This window comes from Halochromatium glycolicum (assembly GCF_016584085.1).
Lineage (GTDB): Bacteria > Pseudomonadota > Gammaproteobacteria > Chromatiales > Chromatiaceae > Lamprobacter > Lamprobacter glycolicus.
Window position 1 is genome coordinate 1 of the sequence record NZ_NRSJ01000039.1, and the last position, 25,251, is coordinate 25,251.

The 25,251-nt window shown below is 64.2% G+C and carries 26 protein-coding genes, 1 tRNA gene and 1 other RNA gene; 11 read left to right on the plus strand and 17 right to left on the minus strand.

Annotated features, from left to right (window positions below; all coding sequences use genetic code 11):
• Positions 1-92 precede the first annotated feature (92 nt).
• The 12 genes from CKO40_RS17615 to CKO40_RS17670 form a co-directional block, all read right to left on the minus strand.
• Positions 93-995 carry a type I restriction enzyme HsdR N-terminal domain-containing protein gene (locus tag CKO40_RS17615; RefSeq protein ID WP_200347762.1) on the minus strand — a complete coding sequence of 301 codons (903 nt, stop codon included), beginning with the start codon at positions 993-995 and terminating at the stop codon, positions 93-95.
• A 38-nt stretch (positions 996-1,033) separates the two neighbouring features.
• Complete coding sequence (mads7, locus tag CKO40_RS17620) at positions 1,034-2,773, minus strand: methylation-associated defense system protein MAD7 (RefSeq protein WP_200347763.1); 1,740 nt, start codon at positions 2,771-2,773, stop codon at positions 1,034-1,036.
• Between the two features lie 68 nt (positions 2,774-2,841).
• Positions 2,842-4,704 (minus strand): hypothetical protein, encoded by a 1,863-nt coding sequence (locus CKO40_RS17625; protein WP_200347764.1) that lies wholly within the window; start codon positions 4,702-4,704, stop codon positions 2,842-2,844.
• A gap of 150 nt (positions 4,705-4,854) precedes the next feature.
• A tRNA-Gln gene (locus CKO40_RS17630) sits at positions 4,855-4,928 on the minus strand.
• A gap of 77 nt (positions 4,929-5,005) precedes the next feature.
• Complete coding sequence (rpsI, locus tag CKO40_RS17635; RefSeq protein ID WP_200347765.1) at positions 5,006-5,392, minus strand: 30S ribosomal protein S9; 387 nt, start codon at positions 5,390-5,392, stop codon at positions 5,006-5,008.
• A 136-nt stretch (positions 5,393-5,528) separates the two neighbouring features.
• The gene (gene rplM / locus CKO40_RS17640) at positions 5,529-5,957 is read right to left on the minus strand and encodes a 50S ribosomal protein L13 (RefSeq protein ID WP_200347766.1); all 429 of its coding nucleotides are present in this window, start codon (positions 5,955-5,957) and stop codon (positions 5,529-5,531) included.
• Between the two features lie 152 nt (positions 5,958-6,109).
• The gene (gene sbcB / locus CKO40_RS17645; protein WP_200347767.1) at positions 6,110-7,552 is read right to left on the minus strand and encodes an exodeoxyribonuclease I; all 1,443 of its coding nucleotides are present in this window, start codon (positions 7,550-7,552) and stop codon (positions 6,110-6,112) included.
• Between the two features lie 129 nt (positions 7,553-7,681).
• On the minus strand, positions 7,682-8,026 hold the full coding sequence (rplS, locus tag CKO40_RS17650) for a 50S ribosomal protein L19 (RefSeq protein WP_200347768.1): 345 nt from the start codon (positions 8,024-8,026) through the stop codon (positions 7,682-7,684).
• Between the two features lies 1 nt (position 8,027).
• Positions 8,028-8,813: a tRNA (guanosine(37)-N1)-methyltransferase TrmD gene (gene trmD, locus CKO40_RS17655; protein WP_200347769.1), complete on the minus strand. Its 786-nt coding sequence runs from the start codon at positions 8,811-8,813 to the stop codon at positions 8,028-8,030.
• Between the two features lie 40 nt (positions 8,814-8,853).
• On the minus strand, positions 8,854-9,375 hold the full coding sequence (gene rimM / locus CKO40_RS17660; protein WP_200347770.1) for a ribosome maturation factor RimM: 522 nt from the start codon (positions 9,373-9,375) through the stop codon (positions 8,854-8,856).
• 439 nt (positions 9,376-9,814) lie between these two features.
• Positions 9,815-10,081, minus strand: a complete 267-nt coding sequence (gene rpsP / locus CKO40_RS17665; protein ID WP_200347771.1) for a 30S ribosomal protein S16 — start codon at positions 10,079-10,081, stop codon at positions 9,815-9,817.
• Positions 10,082-10,134: 53 nt separating this feature from the next.
• Entirely contained in the window at positions 10,135-10,284 is a 150-nt protein-coding gene (locus CKO40_RS17670) for a hypothetical protein (RefSeq protein WP_200347772.1), read from the minus strand.
• Between the two features lie 568 nt (positions 10,285-10,852).
• Between CKO40_RS17670 and CKO40_RS17675 the strand changes: the two genes are divergently transcribed.
• Positions 10,853-11,638 carry a hypothetical protein gene (locus CKO40_RS17675; protein ID WP_200347773.1) on the plus strand — a complete coding sequence of 262 codons (786 nt, stop codon included), beginning with the start codon at positions 10,853-10,855 and terminating at the stop codon, positions 11,636-11,638.
• 8 nt (positions 11,639-11,646) lie between these two features.
• Positions 11,647-12,261, plus strand: coding sequence for a FlgO family outer membrane protein (locus tag CKO40_RS17680; RefSeq protein WP_200347774.1), 615 nt, complete (start codon positions 11,647-11,649; stop codon positions 12,259-12,261).
• Positions 12,262-12,272: 11 nt separating this feature from the next.
• Here CKO40_RS17680 and rnpB read toward each other — a convergent pair.
• An RNA gene (gene rnpB / locus CKO40_RS17685) (RNase P RNA component class A) lies at positions 12,273-12,640 on the minus strand.
• Between the two features lie 115 nt (positions 12,641-12,755).
• Positions 12,756-13,604, minus strand: a complete 849-nt coding sequence (rsmI, locus tag CKO40_RS17690; RefSeq protein WP_242477153.1) for a 16S rRNA (cytidine(1402)-2'-O)-methyltransferase — start codon at positions 13,602-13,604, stop codon at positions 12,756-12,758.
• Between the two features lie 50 nt (positions 13,605-13,654).
• Here rsmI and CKO40_RS17695 point away from each other — a divergent pair, with 50 nt between their 5' ends.
• From CKO40_RS17695 to CKO40_RS17710, 4 genes are read left to right on the plus strand one after another with little or no spacing between them, the layout of a single operon-like run.
• Positions 13,655-15,541 carry a penicillin-binding protein activator gene (locus tag CKO40_RS17695; RefSeq protein WP_242477154.1) on the plus strand — a complete coding sequence of 629 codons (1,887 nt, stop codon included), beginning with the start codon at positions 13,655-13,657 and terminating at the stop codon, positions 15,539-15,541.
• A 54-nt stretch (positions 15,542-15,595) separates the two neighbouring features.
• Positions 15,596-15,964, plus strand: coding sequence for a YraN family protein (locus CKO40_RS17700; RefSeq protein WP_200347805.1), 369 nt, complete (start codon positions 15,596-15,598; stop codon positions 15,962-15,964).
• Complete coding sequence (locus tag CKO40_RS17705) at positions 15,942-16,556, plus strand: BON domain-containing protein (protein ID WP_200347777.1); 615 nt, start codon at positions 15,942-15,944, stop codon at positions 16,554-16,556. The genes CKO40_RS17700 and CKO40_RS17705 overlap by 23 nt, the downstream gene beginning before the upstream one ends.
• A complete protein-coding gene (locus tag CKO40_RS17710) occupies positions 16,543-17,940 on the plus strand; it encodes an FAD-binding oxidoreductase (RefSeq protein WP_200347778.1) in 1,398 nt (465 codons plus the stop codon). Before CKO40_RS17705 ends, CKO40_RS17710 begins: the two co-directional genes overlap by 14 nt.
• 262 nt (positions 17,941-18,202) lie before the next feature.
• Here CKO40_RS17710 and CKO40_RS17715 read toward each other — a convergent pair whose 3' ends face one another.
• Positions 18,203-18,757, minus strand: a complete 555-nt coding sequence (locus CKO40_RS17715) for an RNA pyrophosphohydrolase (RefSeq protein ID WP_200347779.1) — start codon at positions 18,755-18,757, stop codon at positions 18,203-18,205.
• Between the two features lie 248 nt (positions 18,758-19,005).
• On the opposite strand from CKO40_RS17715, the gene CKO40_RS17720 reads away from it, so the two are divergent.
• The 5 genes from CKO40_RS17720 (at position 19,006) to CKO40_RS17740 (ending at position 23,178) form a co-directional block, all read left to right on the plus strand.
• On the plus strand, positions 19,006-19,662 hold the full coding sequence (locus CKO40_RS17720; protein WP_200347780.1) for a histidinol-phosphatase: 657 nt from the start codon (positions 19,006-19,008) through the stop codon (positions 19,660-19,662).
• Positions 19,663-19,848: 186 nt separating this feature from the next.
• Positions 19,849-20,607: a GNAT family N-acetyltransferase gene (locus CKO40_RS17725; protein WP_200347806.1), complete on the plus strand. Its 759-nt coding sequence runs from the start codon at positions 19,849-19,851 to the stop codon at positions 20,605-20,607.
• Between the two features lie 9 nt (positions 20,608-20,616).
• The gene (locus tag CKO40_RS17730) at positions 20,617-21,420 is read left to right on the plus strand and encodes a lysophospholipid acyltransferase family protein (RefSeq protein WP_200347781.1); all 804 of its coding nucleotides are present in this window, start codon (positions 20,617-20,619) and stop codon (positions 21,418-21,420) included.
• Positions 21,420-22,679, plus strand: coding sequence for a glycosyltransferase family 4 protein (locus CKO40_RS17735; protein ID WP_200347782.1), 1,260 nt, complete (start codon positions 21,420-21,422; stop codon positions 22,677-22,679). Before CKO40_RS17730 ends, CKO40_RS17735 begins: the two co-directional genes overlap by 1 nt.
• Positions 22,651-23,178, plus strand: a complete 528-nt coding sequence (locus CKO40_RS17740; RefSeq protein ID WP_200347783.1) for a phosphatase PAP2 family protein — start codon at positions 22,651-22,653, stop codon at positions 23,176-23,178. Before CKO40_RS17735 ends, CKO40_RS17740 begins: the two co-directional genes overlap by 29 nt.
• A 473-nt stretch (positions 23,179-23,651) precedes the next feature.
• On the opposite strand, the gene CKO40_RS17745 is transcribed toward CKO40_RS17740, so the two are convergent.
• Positions 23,652-24,041 carry a sulfur globule family protein gene (locus tag CKO40_RS17745; RefSeq protein WP_200347784.1) on the minus strand — a complete coding sequence of 130 codons (390 nt, stop codon included), beginning with the start codon at positions 24,039-24,041 and terminating at the stop codon, positions 23,652-23,654.
• A gap of 209 nt (positions 24,042-24,250) precedes the next feature.
• Positions 24,251-25,135: a carboxylating nicotinate-nucleotide diphosphorylase gene (gene nadC / locus CKO40_RS17750; RefSeq protein ID WP_200347785.1), complete on the minus strand. Its 885-nt coding sequence runs from the start codon at positions 25,133-25,135 to the stop codon at positions 24,251-24,253.
• Positions 25,136-25,251: the final 116 nt, after the last annotated feature.

The window sequence follows — 25,251 nt, forward strand, 5'->3', positions numbered from 1 at the left end:
TGAGGGGAGAACAAGCCAGCTTCATCAAAGCGTTGCTCTGCAGCGAGGCGTCCATGCGTCCAGAGATCTTCAATGCCGGTCTCCGTGTCTTGTCAGCTGCCATCTCCGAGGATGGCGGGAATTGCTGCCTGCTCGTAGAGCCGGTTGACGCGCTCGGCGATGTTCGCCGCCTTCTCCGGGTCGTTGCGCTCTTCCAGGCTGATGATGCGGAACAGGCCGTCCGCCTCGGGTGTGCCGGGCTCGGCCGTGGCCATCTGCCGCTCGTCCTCGATCTTGGCGAAGACGATCTTCAGCAGCTCCCAAAACACGCTCTCGTTGGAGCCCCCGCGAATGGCGAAGATGTAGTCGTGGCAGCGCCGAAAGGCCTGCCGCAGGGACCCGGAGACGGCCTTGCGCAGCTTGCGCCGGCCGGGCTCGAAGGTGTCTTCGATGCCCTTGCCGTAGCGCGGGATGTCGTTGGCGTAGAGGGTGCGGGTCTTGAGCGCGGTGCGCTGCTTGAACCAGACGATCTGGTCGGTGCCGTTGGTCCAGACGGCGTACTGGGCCGAGGGGATGTCCTTGAGCAGCTCCGCCAGGTTCTCGGCACCGGCCTTGGAGTCCTCGGCCTTCTTGCTCGGCTGGATGTCGTAGAGGATGTAGGCGCGCTTGGCCGGCGGCAGGCTCTCGCCGGCCCTGGATTGAGATTGGGGCTGGTGCAGTACCACCAGCGGAAACCGCTTGGACTTGCCCTGGGACGGCTTGATGCTGAGGTTGATCCGGATCAGGTCTTTGTAGTCGGCCTGCTCATAGCCCAGCTCCTCCATGAGCTTGCGCTCTTCTTCCTGGCGGACGGCCTCCTTGGCGTTGAGCTTGACAAGGGTGCCGGTGACAAGGTCCTGCACCATGCCGTCCTGAATCTCCTCTTCCTCCTTATCGTAACGGCCGCGTCCATCTTCCAGGTCTTGCGCTTCGGCGTCTTCCGCGCCGGGGTGATCGATATCCTGTCGTTCGGTCATGCTGCTTCTCAAGCTCAGGTCGGCGTCGCGCCGGCACGTCAGGCGGCCTCAAGCTCGGCGCCGGCAATGGTGAAGCGCGGCTCGATGACCTGGGAGTTGGATGCGTCGGCAAGGTCGACGAAGAAACCGAGCTGGCGCAGCCGTGTCTTGAGCGCGTCATGGTTGCGTGCAAGGGCGCGGTTCACCTGTTCCGACTCGGTCGCTGCCGCGGGACCCAGGCGGTCCACCAGCAGCCCGTAGCGGCCGGCGAGCCAGTCCACGAAGTCGCGGATCTGAATTGGATGGGTCTCGAATCGGTTATCGCTTTGGCGCTCACGCAGCACCGCCAGCTGGATCAGTACCTCCAACAGCTCGTTGCCGAGCACGAAGCGGCGCTTGACCCGGCCCTTGCCGGCCAGGAGCCCGCGCTCCTGGTCGATACCGCAGAGGCCGGCGATGAGCTTGCGATGCTGCTCGCGCAGGGTGCCATACTGGAAGTGGAGCAGGATCTCGACGAAGGTGTCGAGCTTGTCCAGCTTGCGTTGGTTGCAGACCTCGATGATGCGGGCAATGTCCGGGTCGTCCTGTTCGGTGTCCGGATCGCGGGCAGCCTGGATGACGTCGTTGATGTCGCGGTTGAAGTAGCCGTTGAGGTCGCCGTGGTTGCGGAACGCCTCCAGCAGCAGGCCCACGTAGTCCTTACCGGTCTGCTTCTTCTGCGCCGGAGAGAGATAGGATGCGGCGAACTCCTCCAGTTTCTTTAGCGTGTAGCCGGAGCGGAAGTAGCGCTCGACTTCCTTGAAGAGGTCTTGGTAGCAGGTTTCGCTCAGTTCTTTGACGGTCGGATCATGGCCGTTCGCGAGATCGCAGAACAGTGTCAGCTCGAACGGGGCATGATGCCGCGCCTCTCCGGCCTTCGGGCACTCCCCGCGCGCCGGCGGCAGCTCGCCTTCGGCGACAGCATGGTTGGCGATCCTGACCACCTGAAAGAAGTACAGCGCGGCGTGAAAGACCATCAGCGTGGTCATGTAATTAATCAGCTCCCGGCGCGGGATGCTGTCTTTGTAGAGGAACAGCAGGCCAAGGTCCTCGCGCATCAGCTCCACCTGCTCCGGGCAGAGGAAGGAGTGCGCGATGACCTGGTCCTGGGCGCGGGTGCCGAACTTGTCCACCTCAAAGCGCTCGGTCAGGCGCAACAGGAACAGCAGCTCGATGTCGAGGCGGTCCGCGGCCGCGAGGGTTTTCAGCGCTGCCTCATCCGTGCGTAGGTCGCTCTCGCCGAAGAATTTGACGCCCTCGCCGAAAAATCGCTTGAACAGGCTGTCCGGATTGGCGTAGAGCAGGTTGTCCTGGTGGATGACGTTGAACAACCAGTCGCTCAGGTAGCGATCCTGGCGCTTGACCTTGGGGTTGAAGAGCTTGATGACGTTGAAGTGCAGGGGGCGCAGGCCGCCCATGCGGTAGTCCCCGCCGGCGGACTTGCCGCGGCGGGACATCAGCGCGAAGTGGGATTCGAGCCAGTTGGTAATCAGCTCGCGGCGTGCCGGGTCATCGATGCCCTGAATCTGTACTGACCCGTCTTCCACCAGTGCCGCGACGACAGCCTTCGGCGTCTCGGCATCCGGCGTTTCGTCCATGAGCGGCGGTTTGAAGGTGTTGCGGATCTGCCGGCCGTTGGTACGCAGGTACACGAGCAGGCGCGTCACTGCCTCGTCCACATCGAGGTTGTTTGCGTCCAGCGGCAGCAGGGCGTCCATTTTGAAGAGCTTCTGTTGGCGACTCAGCGGTGCGACGGGCATGAGCTTCTCCGATGCCTATGCGGTGTCGATGCTCTGCAACCTGACGGGGCACGGGCCACGATCGCGGCTTACAGGGTGGTGACGGCAATGCCTTGCTGCGGCGTCCGCTTGACCCGGTAGATCTGGTAATCGGATTCGGTGAGCAGCAGCTCGCCCGCGGGCGTCGCCATCAGTTGCTTCTTGAACATCAGGAGATTCAGGAAAAAGGCCCGCATCTCGCCCGCCGTCGGCACATAGCCGTCGCGGATGCGCATCAGCATTTCGTAGAGGTCGAGGGAGACTTCCAGGACCACATTGGTCGGGTCGTGACGGAGCAGCACGCTCGAGGGCAGGTACTCGATGAAGCGGGCCTGCGGGCCAGGGTCCGGGCGCTTGCAACTGAACTCGCTGGCCGGGTAGGTGAAGAATGCCTTGACCTTTGCGTTCGGGTCCTGGCGGGTGCGGATGCAGACGTACTCGCGGCTGCGCTCCTGGTCGTGGATGCCTTCGGAGCGGCTGATGCCCTCCACGAGCTGGTTGCGCAGCTTATCGCCCTCGTCCTTGCCGCTGCGCACAAACGCGATGAAGCGGCTCAGGCTCTCGTAGGGCAACAGCTCGTTCCAGCCGTGTTGCGACTCCTGAAGCGCGGCGTCCTCAAGTTCGTGCGCCTTGCTGCCTTCGAAGAAGAGCTTTCTGCGCACTGCGGAGACGTAGCTGCGCGCCGCCTCCAGCACGGTGCTGTCCCGCTCCTCCGGCGAGCGCGTTCGCGCGTTGAAGTGGCGGTTGAGGTCGTTCTCCTCATCGGTCCTGGAGCGCCTAAGATGTGCGACACGGGTGTTGGAGAGGTCGTTGAACAGGCGCCGAAACTCCGGTGTCTTGGGTGGCGTGAAGCTGATCCTGGCATCCAACTGGGGTGCAGCGGCGCGGCCGGGATCGAACTCCCGCAGGAAACAGAGCACACGGTCCTTCTCGTTGGGATCGAACAGCGCGTTGTAGTAGTAGCGCGGCAGAAAGTCGTCGTTTCCGGTCTTGAGGGCGTCTTGGATCTGTTGGCAGGTCCGCTTGCCGAACAACGCGAAGGCCAGCGCGGAGCGCATGTCGCGGACGGTGATGTGCAGCCGCTTGCGAAAGTGCAGGACCTGGAACAGGGACTTCAGCCGCGCCCGCGCCGCTTCGACGGCGGCATTGCGCGCCTTGATTGCCTCCCGGTCCTTCTCCGACAACCCGTCCAAGGGAAACCGCCGAAAGCTGTCCACGTTGAACTTGACCGGGCACCGCAGCTTGGCTTCGCAGCGCTCGCAGTCCTGCCAGAGCTTGTCGCTGACATACCGGTCCAGCACCTGGTCGAACATCCAGTCGCCGCCGGCCGGATCGGCATCGACGACCGAGCGCAGGTTGAGGTTGACCACCAGGTAGCCTTCAGGAAGCGGCTGGTCCTCGTTCAGGTGATCGAGCAGTTGCCGCGCCAGCCAGCGGTGGGCGCTGGACATGGCGAGGAAATCCCGCAGCTTGCCCTCGTTCATTGCCACGAGCAGGCAGGGGCCGGGTCCCGGCGCCTCGTCTCCCGCGAGCGACGCAAAGAAGTCAGCCAGCATGGCCGCGTTGGCATGCTGCTCGGTGTCCACGGAGCCGTCGTAGAGGGTGCGGTACTCGCGGCCGTTCAGCGTGAAATCGCAACCGACGCCATCGATGCGCTTCAGCGAGGCGCCGGCCGCCTCGGCCCGCTGTTCGACGGTTTGGATGAAGGCGGTCTTGCCGTCGCCGGCGTTGCCCGTGAGGATGGTGAGGCGCATGTCACCGGCCAGCAGCGCAGGAATCAGCTCGCGATCCAGCCGGGTGCTGGCGTAGGTCGCCTTGGCCAACGCCGATTCGAGGCCACGGGTCAGTCCGTTACCGGCTTCCGCTTGGCTGTAGAACTGGAGAAATGCGTCGAGATGCTTGTTGTGTCCCATGGCTATGTTCTATGTCCGATGGCCGCGCGCCTTACGGATCATGGCCATTGGTCGTGATACTGGCAGACTCAAAACGTCGGCGGCAACCTTCCGAAACACATTGAACGACCACACGGGCACAAAAAAGCCCGCGCATGGGCGGGCTTATATTGGCTGGGGGACTAGGATTCGAACCTAGGTTAACGGAGTCAGAGTCCGCTGTCCTGCCACTAGACGATCCCCCAGTTGTTCGACGCAAGGCCCCGAAGGAGAACTCGGGGCGATCGCGTGCGACTGCTTCGATGAACGGCCGCGCAACCGATCAGCGCTTCGAGAATTGCGGGCGCTTACGGGCCTTGTGAAGGCCGACCTTTTTGCGCTCGACCTCACGCGCATCGCGGGTCAAGAATCCGGCACGCCGCAGCGGCACGCGGAACCGATCATCGTGTGAGACCAGCGCGCGGGCGATGCCGTGACGGATCGCACCGGCCTGACCGCTGGAGCCGCCACCCTCGACGGTCGCGTTGACGTCGATGCGGTCTACCATATCAGCCGCTTCGAGCGCCTGCCGAACCACCATCCGGGCTGTCTCACGACCGAAATAGTCGTCCAGCGAACGTCCGTTCACCTTGATCGATCCCGAGCCCGTGCTCAAGAACACGCGCGCCGAGGAGCTCTTGCGACGCCCTGTGGCGTACTGTTTTTCCATGGTGCAGTCTTTTCGGTAAGTCAGTGTTTTGGAGATTCGAACTCGATCAGCGCGGTCGATGATCGAACGGCGCTGCTCCGGCGCTGGCCAAGCGCTGACGTTGGCTCGCAGCGGCAAGCAGCCATCCGACTCGCAGCTAGATCTCGAGCGGCTGCGGTTGCTGCGCGGCGTGACGATGCTCGGGGCCCGCAAACACCTTGAGCTTCTTCAGCATCGCGCGGCCCAGCGGGTTGCGCGGCAACATCCCCTTCACCGCGAACTCGATCACCCGCTCGGGATGCTTGTCAAGCATCTGAGCAAGACTGGCCGAGCGGAGATTGCCAATGTAGCCAGTATGCCGATAGTACATCTTGTCGGTCATCTTGTTACCGGTCACGCGCACCTTCTCGGCATTGACGATCACCAGGTAGTCGCCGGTGTCGACATGCGGCGTATAGGTCGGCTTATGCTTGCCCCGCAGCCGACGCGCGCACTCGCTCGCAAGGCGGCCAAGTGTCTTGCCCTCGGCATCGATCAGGTACCAAGCCCGCCGAACCTCGGCCGGCTTCGCGCTTTGGGTTGTCATGGCGGTCGCTCCTAGCGAGTCGTCAACTAAAAGTTAGACCGTCAAATATAACCAAGTCTTAGCCTTAACGCAACTCTTAGGACGCCACCGAGACTGCTGATCTCGATCGGCTCCGGGCTCGCCACAGCCATCAAACTGTTCGACCCCATCCCTCAGTACTCGGCAGACATCACCCGCTCACCCCATGCCTCGAGCCGATCCAGGATTGCCAGCGCCGCCGGGTCGCTGGCCCGCTCTGAGCGCAGCGTGGCCAGGCGGGCCTCAAACGCCTCGATCGTCAGCGACGCGCCGGCCTCGGGGTCCGTCAGACGCTCGAGGCGCCAGGCATCCCAATCCTCACGCTCGTCCTCGCTCAGCGTCCGGGGCCAGCTGCGGGCGCGCATCCGAAACAGCAGGGTCGACAGCCGTGCGTCCTCGAAGCGCGGCTGCTCGCCAGCGAGCTCGTCCGGCGTCAACGTTGCCAGGCGCGCCATCTCCCGACGATCCGCATCCGGAAAGAAGCCGCCGGTATAGAGCATGGCCTCTGGATCATCCGAGAACTCGGTCGAGTCCTCTTGAGCGTAGGCCTGACGCAGGCGCTCGCCAATCTCGTCACGATGCCTCGTTGCCTGCTGCGCATGCTGTGCGACTTGCTCGGGATCGATCGACCAGCGCGCGGCGGCCTCGGCGGTCAAGGTACCCATGGGGGCGAGCATCGGCGCGGCATTGATCTTGATCCCTTTGACCGGCAGCCGGTCGAGACCTTGCGGCTGGTCCGCAGCGGGGGCGAACAGGCGTCGACGTAGGTCCTCGGGCGAGTGATCGAGCAGCTGCGTCGGGTCTTCGCGCAGATCGAAGCAGAGCACCGTATTCGGGCTCTTAGGATGATCGGCGACGACCGCAATCGGCGCGATGCAGCCGCGCGCCGCCGGATAGCGCTGGGAGACATGCAAGAGCGGTTTGCCGGTGGCGAGCCGCCGCTTCACCTCATGTTTGTCCCGCAGCGTCAGGGCGTAATCGAACAAATGCGGCTGGGCGCTGCGCAGCATCCGCGCCAGCGCCAGGGTCGCGCGCACGTCGGCCAGCGCATCATGCGCCCCGGCATGCGGTATCGCGTTGGCGACGGTGAGGTCTTCGAGCTTGAACGAGGTCACGCCCGGCTCACGCTGTGGCCATTCGATACCGTCCGGACGCAGCGCATGCGCCAAGCGCAGCACATCGATCAGGTCCCAACGGGAGTTTCCGTTCTGCCAGGCGTGCGCATAGGGGTCGAGCAGGTTGTGGTAGAACAGCCAGCGCGTCACCTGATCATCGAAGCGGAGACTGTTGTAGCCGACCGCGCAGGTCTCCGGCCGAGCAAGCTGCTGCTGGATCGCGCGCGCGAACTCGGCTTCCGGGAGTCCGCGTTCGTGCGCGATCTCCGGCGTGATTCCAGTCACCAAGCAGGCATCCGGATGCGGCAACAGGTCGTCGCCCGGACGGCAATACAGGACCAAGGGCTCGCCGATCTCCTGCAGCGCCTCATCGGTGCGCAACCCCGCGAACTGGCACGGTCGATCACGCCCCGGCTGGTTGCCCCAGGTCTCGTAGTCGTGCCAGTAGAAACTTGCCGCCACGCTTCAGTGCCCGAGCAGCCGCCGCTGCAGCGAACGATCGATCCCGACCATTAACCGATACCAGCCATCAACGGGCGCGGATCGCCGTGCTCGCCGGCTCGGCGCAACACTCGCTGCGAGAGACCCGGCCTAGACCTTCTCTTTGATGCGCGCTGCCTTGCCCGTCAGCCCGCGCAGATAGTAGAGCTTGGCGCGGCGGACATCCCCGCGGCGCTTGACCTTGATCTCTGCGATCGCGGGGCTGTGGGTCTGAAAGACCCGCTCGACCCCTTCACCATGCGAGATCTTACGCACCGTGAATGCCGAGTTGATGCCGCGGTTGCGCTTGGCGATGCAGATGCCTTCGAACGCCTGCAGACGCTCGCGGTCCCCTTCCTTGACCCGGACTTGCACGACCAGCGTATCGCCGGGAGCGAACGCAGGGATCGACGGGTTTAGCTGCTCTTGCTCGATCTGATCGATGATATTGCTCATGTCATTGCTCACTTGGTTTCGACCCGGCGCGCGATCCTGACCGCAACGCCTCCCGTCGATAGTCGTCGAGCAACTGTCGCTCGACATCGTTCATGCCCCGCTTGCGCAATAGCTCGGGGCGCCGTTCCCAGGTCCGGCCCAGCGCCTGCTGCAAGCGCCAGCGCTCGATCGCCGCATGATCCCCGCTCAGCAGCACGCTCGGTACGCCGCGACCAGCGGCCGTTTCCGGCCGCGTGTAATGCGGGCAATCGAGCAGCCCGCTCGCATACGAGTCCTGACCCGCCGAGTCGGCATGACCGAGCACACCTGGCAACAATCGGATTGCCGCGTCCATCACCACCATGGCCGCCAGCTCACCGCCGCTCAGCACGTAATCCCCGATCGACCACTCCTCATCGACCGCGTCCTCGATCAAACGCTCATCGACGCCCTCGTAACGCCCGGCGAGCAAGACCCAGCCGCTCGCCGAGGCGATCTCGACGATCTTGGCCTGATCGACAGGCGCACCCTGTGGCGACAGATAGGCGACGCGGCTACTGACGCCAGCCGCCGCGGCATCAGCCCGCGCCGCGTCGAGCGCGGCCCGCAGCGGCGCATACTGCATGACCATACCTGGACCGCCACCATAAGGCCGATCATCAACAGCCCGCTGCGGATCAGCCGTGTAGTCACGCGGGGTGCGCAGATGGATCTCGGCGATACCCCTGCGCAGCGCCCGTGCCACCACGCCCTCCTGTGTCAGCGCCTTGAACTGCGCAGGAAACAGGGTAATGACGTCGAATCGCATCGCTATCCGTCCGAGCGCCTCTCCCGCTTAGCGTACCGGCTCAAAATTCGGGGTCCCAATCGACCCGGATTCGTCTCGAGTCGAAATCGACCTCGAGCACGAATTGATCCCAAACGAACGGCACCAGCCGTTCGCGGTCGCCTTGGATCACCAGCACATCATTCGCACCCGTCTCGACCAGATGGCTCACCTTTCCGAGCGGCCGACCCTCGGCGGTCTCCACCGCCAGCCCTTGCAGGTCGACCCAATAGAATTCGTCTGCTGACGGCGGCGGCAACTGGCTACGCCGAATCGCGATCGTCTGACCCAGCAGTTCCCTTGCCGCATCTCGATCCTCACAGCCCTGCAGCCGCGCGACCAGGCCCTTGCCGTGTCGTCGCTGCTCGGCGACGACACGTTCCACACCGTCAACGAGCCAGGGCGAATAGCGGAAGATGCCCTCGATCGGGCTTGTCTCCGAGAACACCTTGACCCAGCCGCGCACCCCGTAGAGCCCGATGATCCGGCCAAGGACGACCTGGCCGGCCTGCCGATCGCCGGTGTCGGCTAAGGAGTCAGCCATCGCCTGGCAGCGCCCTCGTTTGATCTCGACTAGCGGCCCCTACCGGAACACCGCGGGCACCGCCCAACCTGGTGATCGCGGAGTCACCGAGGCGTTCTGTTAGGCTGACTAAGAGACCTTATCAGAAGACTCGGCCAGCCTGAACAAGCAAGCGGCCTCTTAAGAGGCCTTGTCCGAATGCTCGTCCAGCCTATGCAGGCCCCGCCCCGGATTTTGGTGGCCGCAAGAAGCCCCCTTTTAAACCGCGCCCAGAGACAGAAATGTCATTTTTCCGCAGCAGGCGCGGTCAAAAATGCACATCCCAAACTGGACGCAGTGCAGGGCCTCTAAATCTGTACAGGGCATTCTGTTGGGGTTTCCAAGGTTCAGCGCTGCCCGACCAGCAGAAGCGAATTCGCCCGCGTTGACCGAATGACGTCGAGATGCACGAGCAAGAAGATCAGGCCGCCGCTGGTGCCTCTGCCTGTTTCTCCGCATCCTTCAACAGCTTGATCACCCGCTCAGTCGGCTGAGCACCGCGTTCTAGCCAGTGCTGCGCCCGAGCGCGATCCACACGAAGACGGCTCTCGCCACCGGTTGCACAAGGATTGAAGAATCCGAGGCGCTCGATGCACCCGCCATCACGCGGCTTACGGATGTCGGTGACTACGATCTGGTAAAACGGACGCTTCTTTGCGCCGCCACGGGTGAGTCTGATCTTGACCATCGCTAGCGATCCAGCAAGCTCCCTGAATAAGAGAGTCGGTTTAAAGAGAGGATTCATTTGATGATGGAACGAGCTGCCGCACTGCCGGCATCGGCAGCCTTCTGGCAAGCCAGCACGTCACTGTTGCTTTCCACCACGTCGCGTAACAGGCCATGATACCTGATGCGCTCAGCGTAGAAAAGTGTTTTGGCGGCGTCGAGCACAACTCTATCGAACCGGGACCGGCCGCCACGCGCGTCTCGCTCGCCTTGAATCCGTCCTCGGCCGTCCTCGAGCGGCCGGTTGACGCGGGCTCGGCCCGCTCAACCGAGCTCTGACTGCCGACTGCACCCTGAAAACGTTCGCATACCGTGGAGCCGCTCACAGAACCGGCATCCGCGCGTCCCGTACACTCGTTCCCGGCCGCTGACCCGGCCCAGTGGCATGCGCACTCAGCACGCTGAGCCGCTACACTATACCCAAAGCACGTCAATGCTCGGCACGGCAGAGCGGAGGGTCGGGTGACGGCGAGCGGGGGTGTCGACGGCATGGAGGCCGTCGTCAAGCCTAAAAGGAGATGGATTCACGGCGTCCCCCCATTAACTGCCCCCAGCGCCGTGACGCGACCCGGAGCGGTCGAGGAAAAACCGAAAATCGGTTTGCGAAGGGTATATTTGCTGACGGCGGAGTCGAGCTCCCGCCAGACTCCGAAAGCATGAGAACGACAAGCCGTGAGAGGGCTTCTACAGTGCAGCTCCACAAACCGCTAGGCGCGATCGAGGCAAGGAGCCAATGAAGACTGCTGCAAGCGATACCTTGGCCCTGGCCCTGAGCGCCCCATCGGACGGCGCTGAAGCAGGGCGGACAGGGCAGCGAGTCGTCGAACCGGCCTCGAGACTCGCCCCGCTCGTGACCCTCTTTGCGCTCAGCCTCGCACTCAGCGGCTGTTTCTACTCAGACGCAGCCCAGGTGCCGATGGCCACCACCTATCCCTACAGCGAACAGCAGCGCATGCAAGCGGCCCATCATTGGCAAGTCCTCGCCGAGCATGAGGCGCAGGGTATCCTTCAGCATAGCAATCTCCGCAACACGCCGCTCTATGTGGCGGAACAGAACGGCAAGACGAGCGGCGAGTTCGCCCGCGGCTATCGTGCCCTACTGACCAGCGAGCTGGTCTCCGGCGGCGCCCGCATCCGCACTCGACCGGAGCAGGCGGCGCGCTTGGATTTCGACGTCGAGGTCATCCACCACTCCGACCGCGGCTTCATCCGCCCCTATCCCGGCGTCATCAGCTTGGCCAGTCTCGGTGCGGGCATCGCGGTCCTGGCCGCGCCATCCTCCAATGCCGGGCTGGCGTTACTCCCACCTGCGGTCGCCGCGGATGTCACCAGCGGCAGCTGGACCGGGGTCGGCGATGAAGAGGTGATCATCACGACCGAGGTCGTCGATCATCGCCACGTGCTCTATTCCTCATCGAACATCTACTACATCAATCGCGGGGATCGAGAGCATTATGCGCCCCACCAGGTGCCCAAGCCGCCTCCGATCCCGAAGGTCCGGCTCGATAACCGCTGGTAGAGCGAGCCATGTACCGATCACCACTGCCCCTTGACAGCCGACACGGAGACAAGCGACCCCGTGTTCGACCCTTCTGGCTGCTGTTGCTCTTCGTTGCGTTCGGCTCAATGCCCCTGACGGGCTGCTTCTTCTATACCTACGGCCCCGCGTTCAGCCAGTACACCGAAACCAAAGAGCCGATCGATCTGGCCGGCGAGATCAACACCGCCGCCAAACAGCTCTTCAGCGAAAACCCGGGGCTGACCGGCTACGACCCGATGATCGCCGCCACCTTCGTCGACATCGACAACCTTCGCACCTCCTCGACCTTTGGCCGCATCAGCTCTGACCTCTTCGCCTCTGCGATGTCGCAGGCCGGTATCAAGATGCACGAGGTAAAGATGCGCGAGAGTCTCTTCATCGAGCAGCGCCTAGGTGAGCTGATCCTGTCACGGGAGATCAAGCGTCTGCGCAATGCCTATAACGCAAACTCGATCCTGCTCGGGACCTATGCGCAAGGGGAGGAAACGGTCTACCTCAACGTTCGGGTCGTGCGCACCCGCGACGCCGCCGTCCTTGCCACGACCGAGCTCAGCCTGCCGCTGGACAACAATCTGCGCTCGATGCTCGGGGGGCGCTGGTAACGAGTCGAGGAAGAGGGAGCCGGCCTGTAAGCCGGGTTCTGTCGTAGACAGCCATTCATCTGGGACGCGGGTCACCCCGCGCCTCAAGCGACCTACCCGGGAGCCCGTACGGGCCGCACGTTGCGGCGACTGCCGCTCGCTCCTCTATTTGGTCTTGCTCCGGGTGGGGTTTACCGTGCCGCCGCGTGTTACCACCGGCGCGGTGCGCTCTTACCGCACCTTTTCACCCTTACCGTTCCCGCACCGGGAACGGCGGTCTGTTTTCTGTGGCACTTTCCGTAGGCTCTCGCCCCCCAGGTGTTACCTGGCACCCTGCCCTACGGAGCCCGGACTTTCCTCCGCTTGGAACACGCCAAGCCGCGACTGTCCGGCCGACTCCCAGCTCGTAGTCTAAACGAACATTCGCCCGACCGGTCAGTCCGCCGACAACCGCAGCGCCTGCAACCGGTCCCCGGGGTTGCGAGCGCGCGCTCGAGGCAACTCAGCGAGCGTCGTCAGCGGCCACCCCGTCGCTTGAGCTCGAGCCCCAACTGATAGAGCTCATTGCGCGCGCCACCAGTGATTGCGGCCGTCAATGCCGCAGCACGTTTGAGCGGCAGTTCATCGGCGAGCAGCTGCAGTACCCGGGCCTGCTCACGCCGATCCCCATCAGCATCTTCAGCAGGGCCTCCCTCAACCAGGATCACGAGCTCACCGAGCTGTTGTTCAGGGTTCGCTGCAACCTGCTGGGAGAGCTCGGTAACAGAGCCTTCAAGGAAGGTCTCGAAACGCTTCGTGAGCTCGCGAGCCACGACGGCCCGGCGCTCGGCGCCGAAGACCGTCGCGAGATCGGACAGAGTCGCTGCCGCGCGCCGCCCGCTCTCGTAGAGGATGAGCGTGCCGGTCTCGGTCTTGACCGCCTCCAGCCAACGCTGTCGTTGTGAACTGGTGCGCGGCGGAAAGCCGATGAACAGGAAACGATCACTCGGCAGGCCCGCGGCCGAGAGCGCGCAGATCGCCGCACAGGGTCCCGGGATCGGCTCGACCCGAATACGCTGCGCGCGCGCCGCCCGCACCAATGAGAACCCCGGATCACTGATCAGCGGCGTGCCGGCATCGCTGATCAAGGCGATGGTCTCGCCGGCCTCGAGACGCTCGAGCAGACGCGGCGCCATCTGCTCTTCATTGTGCTCATGATAGGCCAGCAGCTCTCCCGTTACCCCGATCGAGGCCAGCAGGGGTCGGCTATGCCGCGTGTCCTCGCACGCGATCACGTCGGCCTCGGCAAGCACGGACTGCGCACGCGGGCTGAGATCGCCTCGATTGCCGATCGGCGTGGCCACCACGTATAGTATTCCTGTCAACTCAACACCTCCGCCGCCCGGCAAGATTCCCGATTCTCGAGGAGACCATGATGCCTGCCCAGCGTCCCGGCCGGCAGCCCCTAGCGTCTGCACAACCAACGCGTCCCAGCCCCATCCGCGCGCTGTTGGCTCGGGCATCGAACCAGGCGTCGTTCAATGCGCGATGGGCCATGCTCATTGCTGCCGCGCTGCTCGCAACCAGCTGCGCAATCGATCCTCACCGCGATGCAGCACAGGCACTTGCCCAGGTCCCCGCGGCAGCACTCGCTGATGCAAGGGCGTTGGAGCAGGAAGGCAAGCCCGCCGCCGCGGCCGAGGCCTATCTCGTTCTGGCCGAGCAGGCATCGGCGCCCGCAAGCCAACAACTGAAGCTCGAGGCTGCCGGCGCACTGGTGCAAGCAGGTGATCTGGACGGCGCCAATCGCCTGGTCCTCGGCCTCGACCAGTCCAAAGCCACTGCCGCGCAGCGGCAGTCGGCCAATCTGCTGCGAGGCGAGATCGCACTCAGCAGCGGCCGCGCGTCCGAGGCGATCGCAGCGTTGCAACAGGTCAAGCCAAATACCCTGACACCCGCACTCAAGCGCGACTGGTATGGGTCCGTGGCCGCGGCCTATCGGATGCGCAATCAGCCGCTGCGAGCAGCTGAGGCATTGAACGACCTCGATGGCCTGCTTCAAGACCGCTCAGCGCGGCTCGGTAATCAGGTCTCCCTGTTATTCACCCTAACGAGTCTACCCGAGGCCCAACTCCGAGAAGCCGCCCGCTCAAGCAAAGGCGAGGTCCGGGGCTGGGTTGAGCTCGCTCAGGCGCTGGCCGGCCAGGGGGTACCGTCAGCAGAGTCCGATAGGGCGTTGCAATACTGGCGACAACGGCATCGTCAACACCCGGCGCTGAGTGACCTCGGCGAGTTCTACTTCGCCACCCTGAACGGGGCCTACCCACCGGGCACCGAGACGCTTGTGCTGCTTCCGCAATCAGGTAGGTTCGGCGCCGCAGCCCGAACCATCCGAGACGGCATCAATGCAGCCTTCGACGCCGACCAGGGCGGTACAGGGCCCACCCTCGAGTTTCGCAACAGTAGCGGCTCGAGCTATGAGGCAGCCGTCGCGGGCGGCACTGATCTGGTGATCGGGCCACTGTCGAAGCCCTCGGTCTCGGCGCTGACAGACTCGGGTAGGCTTCCAGTACCAACGCTCGCGCTGAATCGAACCAACGATACTGCGGCCGAGAACCTGTTCCAGTTCGCCCTCGCGCCAGAAGACGAGGCGATCAGTGCCGCCAACCATGCCTTCGATGCCGGGGTTCGTCGCGCGGCAATCCTCTACCCGCAGAGTGCCTGGGGCTCGCGGATGGCCCAGGCGCTTCGCAGGCAATGGCGAGGGCTGGGTGGGTCGATCAGTGTGCAGCCGAGCTATGGCTCGATTCAACAGGGCGCCGGAGCGGTCGCTGGGAGCGATGCAGAGGTGATCCTGCTCGTAGCCAAGAGCAGTAACATTGCCGAACTTTGGGCGGCCTTGCGCGGCGCCGGCATCGCCGTACCAGTGGTCGCCACCTCACACGTCTACGAGGGCGCATTCGATCCGGCACGGCACGCGGCACTCGACGGACTCTACTTCGTCGACATCCCCTGGCTGCTGGATCAGCAGCGGTCCGAGCAGCTCTCACGTCAAGCACTTCGCGAAGGGCTGCGCAACATCAGCGGCCCCTTGTCTCGGCTCTATGCAATGGGTATCGATGCCTACCGCCTCGTCCCGCGGGTCAGCGAGATGCGCACGCAACCGGGCAGCTTCTTCCCCGGCGAGACCGGCGGACTGAGGGTCAACGCACGCGGAGAGATCCAGCGCCAGCTGACACTGGCGCGGTTTACCGAGACCGGCGTCATCACGGTCAACGAGATCACCGAGGACAGCGGCGCCGATAGATTGGCCTCCCGCTGACTCGCGACACGCAGTTCAAGGTTCTGCTTTGCCAAGCCAGCAAAAAAGTTGACATTGACATCCCGCGAACAGCCCTGGCGCAAACAGCTTGGTGACAGCAAGGAACGCCTGGCGCGCGACCACCTGGAGCGCCAAGGCCTGCAGCTTGTCGCGCACAATGTTCGCTGCAAACGCGGCGAGCTGGACCTGGTGATGCGCGATGGCGATACTTTAGCGTTCATTGAGGTGCGCTATCGTGCCTCCGGGCGTTTCGGCGGTGCGGCCGCCAGCGTCGATCCCCGCAAGCAGGCACGGATCGCGGCCGCCGCTGCCTACTATCTGCAACGCCATCCGACCGAACTGCCTTGCCGGTTCGATGTGGTCGCCGTCGATGCCGTTGGCAAGATCACCTGGATTCGACATGCCTTCGCTGCCCAAGCCTAATTGGATCGTTCTGATCATCCTGACCGCGGTGCCCACGGCCGCGCTGTTGCAAGCCTGCGCACCGGCGGCGGTGGTCGGAACGGCCTATGGCGCATCCGTTCTGCACGAGCGTCGCTCACCCGGCACGGTGGTCGATGACGAGGTCATCGAGCTCAAGGCCAAGCATCTCTTCTATCAAGACCCCGAGATCGAGCAGGCCAGCCGGATATCGGTGACCAGCTACAACCACGCAGTGTTGCTCACCGGCCAGGCCGATAATGCCGAGGTCAGACAGCGCTTTGCCGAGGTCGTCAGCGGGCTCCCGTTGGTCACGAAGGTCTACAACGAGGTCGAGATCGGCCCACGCATCTCCCTGGCCCGGGAGGGCCAGGACGCCCTGATCACATCGCGCGCGAAGATCGCGATCGGCGGCGGTCAGGGGATCGAGGACTTCGACGCGACTCGGGTCAAGATCGTCACCGAGGACGGCGTCGTCTACCTGATGGGACTCGTCACCCGGCAGGAGGCCGAGACCACGACCGATATCGTCCGCAGGCTCCCTGGCGTCAAACGGGTGGTCAAGCTGTTCGAGTATATCGATGGCCCTCGCTGAGCCAGTCACCAAGGCGCTGGCCGAGATCCTGGGTCGCGAAGCGCTGCTCACCGATCCCGGCGACTGCTGGGCCTACGGCTACGACAACAGCCGTCGTCAGGCGCTGCCGGCTGCGGTCGCGTTCGTGACCGAGACCGCCCAGATCAAGGCATTGGTACAGCTCGCCAATGAGTACGCAATCCCGATCACCGCACGCGGGCTCGGCACCGGAACGACCGGCGCGACCGTGCCTGAGCGCACCGGTATCGTGATCGCGTTCGAGCGCATGAACCGCATCCTGCGTATCGATCCGGCCAATCGACTCGCGGTCGTCGAGCCCGGCGTCGTCAACGAGACCCTGCAGCGCGCGCTCAGCGAGCACGGCTTCTTCTGGCCGCCTGATCCGACCAGCGCAGCCGTCTGCACCATCGGCGGCAACCTCGCCTACAACTCGGCTGGGCCGCGGGCGGTCAAGTATGGCACGCCGCGCGAGAACACCCTCGGCCTCGCCGCCGTCACGGGGAGCGGGGAGTGGGTCCGTACCGGCGTCATGACCACCAAGGGCGTCGTCGGCTACGACCTGACCCGCCTCATCATCGGCTCCGAGGGCACGCTGGCACTGATCACCGAGGCCACGCTGAAGCTGACCCCGCTGCCAGAGGGCAAGCAGACGCTGCGCGCCACCTACCGCGATATCCACGCCGCGGCCGATGCGGTTGCCGCGATCATGGCGCAGCCGATCACGCCCTGCGCGCTCGAATTCATGGACGCCTCGGCGATCGAGATGGTCCGGCGCTATTCCGATCTCGGCGTCAGCACCGAGACCGGCGCACTGCTGATGATCGAGGTCGACGGCCCGGCCGACTGCCTCTCCGCCGCCGCCGATGCAGTCGCGTCGGCGGCGCGCAATGACGGCCTGCTCGAGCTGAGCGTGGCGCGCGATCAGGAACAGATCGCAGCCCTGTGGCGGACCCGGAAGGCCCTCTCACCGGCGCTGCGGCATGTCGCGCCAAAGAAGATCAACGAAGACGTGGTCGTCCCGGTGTCGCGGATCGCGGCCTTCATCGAGGGTCTCGAGCACCTTTCGCAGCGATACGGCATCCGGATCGTCAACTTCGGCCATGCCGGCAACGGCAACATCCATGTGAACCTCTTGGTCGATCCAGACAAATCCGACGAGATGAGGCGCGCCGAGCGCTGTCTCGGCGGGGTCTTCGACCTGGTCATCGAGCTGGATGGGACCCTATCCGGAGAGCACGGCGTCGGCTTGGAGAAGCGCGATTTCGTCGAGCGCGAGATCGACCCGTCGGCGCTCGCGTTGATGCGTGGCATCAAGGCCCAGTTCGATCCGAAAACGATCCTCAATCCGGGTAAGGGCCTACCGCTGACGGCGGGATCAGCCTAGCCCGACTCCCAACCTGCTGCGGGGGCGGACCAGCACCCTGTTTCACCTGATGGCCAGTGCCTCGCGTCAGCCATGCCGAGGCCTTCTTTATGCCACCCGGTTCTGCCACCCGGCCCTGCCACCTGGGCTCGCATCGCTATAGGAGCCCGCTTGCGGGCGACCAGGCCGCACTTGCGGCGGCGAGGATCACCCGCAAGCGGACCCCGACCGCACGAGCATTGCGGGCAGCGACAATCGGTCTCGGGATCTCCGCTGTCTTGCACTAGCGGCGCCGTTGGCGCAGATAGCCACGGGCGGCTTGCTGGTGGATCTGCGGAGTCAAGACATCCATCTCGGGCGGCCCCTCCGGATACAGTAGCGGCGCCAGCTCTTGAAGCGCGCGCTCATAGACCCGGCGCTTGAAGTAGACGACATCCTGCACTGGATACCAGTAACGCACCCAGCGCCAGGCATCGAACTCCGGCTTCTCGCTGCGGTCGAGGCAGAAGGCGCCCTCACCGCAATCGACACGGAGCATGTACCAAACCTGCTTCTGGCCGATGCAGATCGGCCCGCAATGGCGCCGAATGAAGCGCTTCGGCAGGCGATAGCGGAGCCACCCGCGCGTGCAGCCCAGCACGGTCACATGCGTCGGCATCAAACCTACTTCTTCCTCGAGCTCGCGGTACATCGCTTCCAACGGGGTTTCGTCGGATCGGATGCCGCCCTGAGGAAACTGCCATGCGTTCTGCCCGACGCGCCGGCCCCAGAAGAGACGGCGGTCCGCATTGCTCAAAATGATGCCGACGTTTGGCCGGAAACCGTCCCCGTCGATCAAGTTACTGTACCCGGTTGGATTTCACTGGCATTCTTCCATAATCCGGGCAGCGGCTTCAAATCGCGCTCGAGGGGGCGCAGCCGCCTGCGAATCGGCACTCAGAACGCTGCAAGAACGCAGCCACTTGTTGCCGCCTGTTTTGCGGCCCTTCTGACAGCCTGACGGCCGGCTCTGCGCCGAGCCGGGCCGCAGTAGGAACCCAATCGCTCCAAGATTGCCGTTGTCATCAGTAATCGTCAGTCAAATCGATGCCGCTTGCTCTCTTCGATCTCGATAACACCCTGCTCGCGGGCGATTCAGACTATCTTTGGGGTCGACACCTGATCGACCTCGGGATCGTCGACGCAGAGGCCTATGAGCACGCCAATCAGCGTTTCTACGATGACTACCGTAACGGCTGCCTCGATATCGACGCCTTTCTGCGCTTCTCGCTCGCGCCCTTGAGCCAGCACCCGATGGCGGACCTGGAGCGCTGGCGTGAAGACTTCGTGCGCAGACGCATCGATCCGATCATCCTGCCCGCCGCCCGCGAGCTGGTCGAACAGCATCGTCGTGCCGGGGATACGCTAATGATCATCACGGCTACCAATGCCTTCGTAACCAGTCCGATCGCGGCGCGCTTCGGCGTCGACCAGCTGATTGCGACCGAGCCCGCGATCGAGGCCGGACGCTACACCGGCCGGGTCGAAGGCACGCCGGCATTCCGCGAAGGGAAGGTCGAACGGCTCAGAGACTGGCTCGAGCGTCACGATGCGACGCTGACGGGCAGCGTCTTCTACAGCGATTCGATCAACGACTTGCCATTGCTCGAGACGGTCGAGCAAGCCGTTGCGATCGACCCGGATGAACGACTCGCCGCGATCGCCCGCCAACGCGGCTGGTCGATCCGCTCGCTGCGGGGCTGATCCCTGGGGTCGGATGCGAACTGACCCCGAGCCCGAGCCCGTGCTGTACAGGGCGAGCAAGACGCGGCCTGCAGCGTCTGAATTGGCACAACCCGACGGTCATCGATCCGTCATGATCAAGCCACAGAATCGACATGCGCTTTCAGTAAACTGAGAAGTTACCCCGTTGCGATGGTCGGAGAAGACATGGGAGCGAGCGCACCGGCGCTGAGTGTAAAACGCGGCGAACGCCTTTTCGTCGAGCTTGCCGATTCGCCGCAAGCGGTGCGCGAAGCCCAGGCGCTACGGTATCGAATCTTTGGTGAGGAGCTCGGCGCGAAGCTCAAGCCCGGCGAGGACGGGCTCGACAGCGACGAGTTCGATCCGGTCTGCGAGCACCTGCTCGTCCGGGAGACGAAGAGCGGCCGGGTGGTGGGCTGCACGCGGCTGCTCAGCAATTCCGGCGCCGCCAAGCTCGGAGGTTTCTACTCCGAGAGCGAGTTCGATCTTGGTATCATCCCATCACTCTCCGGGCACCTGCTCGAGCTGGGACGGACCTGCGTTTCACCCGAATGCCGACAGGGCTCCGTGATCGCGGTACTCTGGTCCGGGGTCGCGCACTATATTCACCAGCAACAGGTCGACTACCTCTTTGGCTGCGCGAGCGTGCCGCTTGGCGAGAACGATTGCCAGGCCGCCGCGATCATGAACCGGTTGCGGCGACAGGCGATGGCGCCGGAATGGCTGCGCGTTGTACCACGAGTGCCACTGCAAACGACCTTGTCAGCCGATGATGTCGTCGATGCCCCGTTGCCGGCCCTGCTCAAAGGCTATGTGCGCCTGGGCGCACTCGCCTGCGGCGAGCCTTGCCGAGATCCGGACTTCGAGGTCGGGGACATCTTGATGCTGCTGGACATGCGTGCGCTGAACCCAACCTATGCGCGCCACTTCCTCGAGCGTGTCTAGGGCGCGCTGATGCCTCCTGCAAGCACCTCATCCCTGCGCGCGAGCATCCGCCTGCTGCGCCTCAGCGGTTACCTCCTGATCGGTACGACGCTCCTGCTGGGCTTCACGCTCTCGCAGGCGCTCGGCCGGCCCTGGCAATCGTTGCCCAGGATCGTGCGCTGGTGGCATCAGCGCGTGCTGCCGATACTGGGAGTCGAGGTCGCCAAGGTGACCGGAACGCCGGTCAAGCCGGCGCTGATCGTCGCTAACCATGTCTCTTGGCTCGATATCACAGTACTCGGGTCACTGATCGAGACCGACTTCCTGTCGAAGATCGAGGTCAGGGACTGGCCGCTGATCGGCTGGATGTCGGCGCAGGTCGGAACGCTGTTCATCAAGCGCGGCGGCAACCAAGCCCAGTCGCTGACCGACCAGATCGAGACCAGGGTCGGCAATGGCAAGCCAGTCGTGATCTTCGCCGAGGGCAGCACCAGCGATGGTCGTCAGGTCCGGCGATTCTTTCCGCGTCTGCTCGCCTCGGCGCGCCAGACCGGGGTTCCGGTGCAACCGGTCGCCATCCGCTACGGCACCAACGCCGCGCCCGACCCGATCGCACCCTTCGTCGGGGATGACAACCTGGTCGCCCACGGCTGGCGAGTGCTGCAGCGACGAGCCACCCGAGTCGAGGTCCATTTCCGAGAGCCGATCGTCAGCGAGGGGATCGACCGCCGTTCACTCGCGGCGCAATCCCGCGCTGCGATCGCAGCAGCGCTCGAGGTCCCGCTCGAGCCGCCCTCGAGACCTCTCCGTCTTGGCCAGGAGGTCGCGATCTGATGAGCGCTATTGACCACAGGACCCATCGCTGTCATTCCCCGGCCCAGAGCGCCAGGCAGCTCTATGTCGCGCTGGTCACCGAGACCTACCCGCCTGAGATCAACGGCGTCGCCAACACCCTGTCTCAGCTGGCCAACGGACTCGAGCGTCGCGGTCATCGGGTCGGCCTGGTCAGACCGCGCCAGCCTGCGGATCGACCACAAGCACAGCACACCCCGGCCGGATCGCAGGCCGCAGAGCCATGCGAGTTGTTGGTCGGCGGATTGCCGTTACCGGGCTATCGAGGATTGCGTTTCGGCCTTCCCGCATGGAAGCGCTTGCGCCAGCTATGGCAGGACAACCGACCCGATGCGGTCTACATCGCGACCGAGGGGCCGCTCGGCCATGCCGCCCTTCGAGTCGCAGAAAGACTCGAGATCCCGGCGCTGACTGGCTTTCACACCCAGTTCCAACAGTATTGCAGCCATTATGGGGTCGGCCTCTTGATGCGCCCGATCGCGCATCTGCTGAGACGCTTCCACAATCGTTCCCAGGCAACCCTGGTCCCGACCCGCAGCCTGCAGCGTGACCTCAGCCGCGATGGGTTCCGGAACCTGCATGTGCTGAGCCGCGGCGTCGATACCGGCCGGTTCTCCCCGGCCCATCGCAGCAGAGCGCTGCGGCGATCCTGGGGCTGCGACGACCAGACCCTGGTAGCACTTTACGTCGGACGGATTGCCGCCGAGAAGAATGTGGCGCTTGCGATCGAGGCATTCGGGCGCATCCACCACGCCCAACCGAATAGCCGTTGCGTGCTCGTTGGGGATGGGCCGGAGCTCGCCCAGCTTCGCCAGCACCACCCCGGCCACGTCTACACCGGCGCCAAGATCGGTCACGAGCTCGCGGTCCACTATGCCTCAGCAGACCTCTTCATCTTTCCAAGCCTGACCGAGACCTTCGGGAACGTGCTGACCGAGGCACTTGCAAGCGGAATCGCGCCGATCGCCTTCGACTACGCCGCTGCAAGCGAGCACCTGCATGACGGCGTGAACGGCTATAGTGTGCCTATGGCCGATTGCGCAGCCTTCTTGCGATGCGCCGAGCAGGCCGCAGAGGACCGCGAGCGTCTGAGCGATCTAGGGCGGGCGGCGAGACAAACCGCCGAATCGCTGAGCTGGGAGCGCGTTATCGCGGACCTCGAGGATCGCCTCTTTTCTGTGATCGATTGTGCCGGCAAGCGGGGCGAGCGCCATGAACCCATTCCTGCGACTGCTGAATGAGCTTGAGACACCGCTGTGCCGACGCTGGAACCGCGCCCATCGGCACCCTTGGCTACTGCGCCCGTTCGCGCTGATCAGCCGTCTCGGCAACGGAGTGTTCTGGTACAGCTTGATGGCCGTGCTGCCGATCGTCGATGGCCTAGACGGCCTCGAGGCGGCCTTGCACATGCTTATCGTCGGTGGGATTGCGCTCCTCCTCTACCGGAGCCTTAAGGGTCGAACACGCCGTGTCCGGCCTTGTCACTACGCGACGGATATCGCTGCCAGCGTGCCGCCGCTGGATCGCTACAGCTTCCCATCCGGGCACACGCTCCATGCGGTGAGCTTTTCGACGATCGCGCTCTACTACTATCCGCACCTGGGCTGGCTGCTGATCCCCTTCACGCTACTGGTCGCGGCCTCGCGCGTCGTCCTAGGTCTGCACTATCCGACCGACGTGCTCGTCGCCTCGGCGATTGGCCTCGGCCTGGCTTACAGTAGCCTGTTGCTCATCACCTGAGCAGGCATCATCCCAGGCGAAGCGCGCCGTACCCACGGGTCAGTGCTAAGGCGATTTCTGTCAAAGCTCATACCGCCTTGCTGGTCTTTTCGCTCGCCTTCTTCGTCGCGCCGCCGGTCACATAGCCCGGCTATGCTCCCGGCGACGCTCCTCGAAGGCAAACGAACATCCTGCGCAATTCGGTACGAGCTTTTCCGGCAATCGCCTAAGGCGCCCAAAACCGGATTCAATCGAGGCCGTTCATTGTTCTATGCAGCGGACCACTGCGGTTGACGGGCTCATTGCGTCGACAGACCCGAGCCAGGCTCACCGCCAGCGGCGAGACCGTAAGCGCATCGCCGCCGCGCCACCATCGTCCGGCGGCACTCCGGCAGAATAAGAAAAACGGTGCGCCAACGCCAATAGGCCCGACGGCCAACCCCCTTGAGAGTTGGCCATCGGGCCTCAGCCTAGTGGCAGGCTGTTAGCGGATCTTACTTGGATTCGCTATCAGCAGGCGCAGCAGGCGCTTGCGGCGCGCCGTAGGGAGCCGCGCCATAAGGGGCCCCGTAAGGTGCTGCGTAAGGAGCACCATAATAGGGTGCGCCGTAGTAGCCACCGTAGTACGGGTTACCATAACCGTAGCCATAGCCGCGACCATAACCATAGCCGCGCCCACGGCCGTAGCCATGGCCACCGCCGCTCATGCTCATGTTGAAGTCGCCGTAGCCATCGCCGAACATGTCGCCGAACATGTCGCCGATGCCGTCACCCCAACCGTTGCCGTAACCGGGGCCACCCCAGCCCGGACCCCACCAAGCGCTGGCAGAGGCGGACACACCAAGCAGGGCGGCAACGGCAGCGGCAGTAGCAAGCTTTTTCATCAATCTTCTCCGGTCTTCGATATTGTCTGGGTTGCAAGCGTCGTCGCCAGTGCAGCGACAACAGGGATTATTATATTATCATTTTCTAAAATTCCAAGTCATTATTGCCAATTCGCAACGGCCTAGCGATAGGCAGCGCGAATCGCCGACACCCCGCTCATCCGCAGCCGCCGAACCGGGCACGAGAAGCCAGTTGCCGGTCAGGGTAGTCAAGAAACCAATCGCATCGACAGATCGACCGCTTCGACGTGCTTGGTCAGCCCGCCGACCGAGATATCGTCGACGCCGGTCTCGGCAATGACACGCAACCGCTCGCGCGTGATCCCGCCCGATGCCTCGAGCCGGGAGCGGCCTGCGGTCAGCTCCACAGCCCGGCGCAGCTCGGGCAGCCCGAAGTTGTCGAGGAGCACGCGCTCCACACCAGCCTCCAGTGCTTCGCGCAGCTCATCGAGTGATTCCACCTCGATCTCGACCGGAACCCCGCCAGCAAGACGCCGGGCTGCGGCCACTGCCGCGCTGATCGAGCCGGCGGCGCAGATATGATTCTCCTTGATCAGGATGGCATCGAACAGACCCATGCGATGGTTGTCGCAACCGCCGCAGAGAACCGCATACTTCTGCTGCCGCCGCAGCCCAGGCAAGGTCTTGCGGGTATCGAGGATGCGCACCGGGAGTCCGGCGACGGCATCGGCGTAGCGGCGCGCGCGGGTCGCCGTTCCGGACAGCAGCTGCAGATAGTTGAGCGCGGTACGCTCGCCGGTGAGCAGCTGGCGCAGGTTGCCTTCGAGCGAGCACAGGCGCTGTCCCGGCTGCACACGCTCTCCATCGCGCAGCTCCCAATCGATCACAACGCCCGGATCGAGCTGACGAAAGACCTCCTCGAACCATTGCGCCCCGCAAAGCACCGCCTCATCACGGCTGATCACCTCGGCGCACGCCCTTGCGTCAGCGAGCAGCAGGCCCGCTGTGAGATCACCGTCCCCGACATCCTCGGCAAGCGCCTCGCGCACCTGCGCGGAAACCAGTTCCGGCGGTGGATGATGCCGAGCCAACCGCTCGGCACTCGGAGCATCGGAGATGGTTGGATTGCTCATAAGATCGACCCATCGAGATCCAAGATTGCTATACGTGGGTATGTCTAGGCAGCATGCGCCGCCACAGCGACAACCGCGACCCATCGTCTGTTTCGTGCGCGCGAGCAGCCCCTCTT

Coding starts and splice junctions, on each gene's coding strand:
- CKO40_RS17705 (WP_200347777.1), top strand. CDS start 15,942: ATGCCTTCGCTGCCCAAGCCTAATTGGATCGTTCTGATCATCCTGACC.
- CKO40_RS17710 (WP_200347778.1), top strand. CDS start 16,543: ATGGCCCTCGCTGAGCCAGTCACCAAGGCGCTGGCCGAGATCCTGGGT.
- CKO40_RS17625 (WP_200347764.1), bottom strand. CDS start 4,704: ATGGGACACAACAAGCATCTCGACGCATTTCTCCAGTTCTACAGCCAA.
- CKO40_RS17730 (WP_200347781.1), top strand. CDS start 20,617: ATGCCTCCTGCAAGCACCTCATCCCTGCGCGCGAGCATCCGCCTGCTG.
- rimM (WP_200347770.1), bottom strand. CDS start 9,375: ATGGCTGACTCCTTAGCCGACACCGGCGATCGGCAGGCCGGCCAGGTC.
- CKO40_RS17675 (WP_200347773.1), top strand. CDS start 10,853: ATGAAGACTGCTGCAAGCGATACCTTGGCCCTGGCCCTGAGCGCCCCA.
- rplM (WP_200347766.1), bottom strand. CDS start 5,957: ATGACAACCCAAAGCGCGAAGCCGGCCGAGGTTCGGCGGGCTTGGTAC.
- CKO40_RS17720 (WP_200347780.1), top strand. CDS start 19,006: ATGCCGCTTGCTCTCTTCGATCTCGATAACACCCTGCTCGCGGGCGAT.
- CKO40_RS17735 (WP_200347782.1), top strand. CDS start 21,420: ATGAGCGCTATTGACCACAGGACCCATCGCTGTCATTCCCCGGCCCAG.
- mads7 (WP_200347763.1), bottom strand. CDS start 2,773: ATGCCCGTCGCACCGCTGAGTCGCCAACAGAAGCTCTTCAAAATGGAC.
- rpsI (WP_200347765.1), bottom strand. CDS start 5,392: ATGGAAAAACAGTACGCCACAGGGCGTCGCAAGAGCTCCTCGGCGCGC.
- rplS (WP_200347768.1), bottom strand. CDS start 8,026: ATGAGCAATATCATCGATCAGATCGAGCAAGAGCAGCTAAACCCGTCG.
- rpsP (WP_200347771.1), bottom strand. CDS start 10,081: ATGGTCAAGATCAGACTCACCCGTGGCGGCGCAAAGAAGCGTCCGTTT.
- trmD (WP_200347769.1), bottom strand. CDS start 8,813: ATGCGATTCGACGTCATTACCCTGTTTCCTGCGCAGTTCAAGGCGCTG.
- CKO40_RS17695 (WP_242477154.1), top strand. CDS start 13,655: ATGCCTGCCCAGCGTCCCGGCCGGCAGCCCCTAGCGTCTGCACAACCA.
- CKO40_RS17740 (WP_200347783.1), top strand. CDS start 22,651: ATGAACCCATTCCTGCGACTGCTGAATGAGCTTGAGACACCGCTGTGC.
- CKO40_RS17615 (WP_200347762.1), bottom strand. CDS start 995: ATGACCGAACGACAGGATATCGATCACCCCGGCGCGGAAGACGCCGAA.
- CKO40_RS17745 (WP_200347784.1), bottom strand. CDS start 24,041: ATGAAAAAGCTTGCTACTGCCGCTGCCGTTGCCGCCCTGCTTGGTGTG.
- nadC (WP_200347785.1), bottom strand. CDS start 25,135: ATGAGCAATCCAACCATCTCCGATGCTCCGAGTGCCGAGCGGTTGGCT.
- CKO40_RS17680 (WP_200347774.1), top strand. CDS start 11,647: ATGTACCGATCACCACTGCCCCTTGACAGCCGACACGGAGACAAGCGA.
- CKO40_RS17725 (WP_200347806.1), top strand. CDS start 19,849: ATGGGAGCGAGCGCACCGGCGCTGAGTGTAAAACGCGGCGAACGCCTT.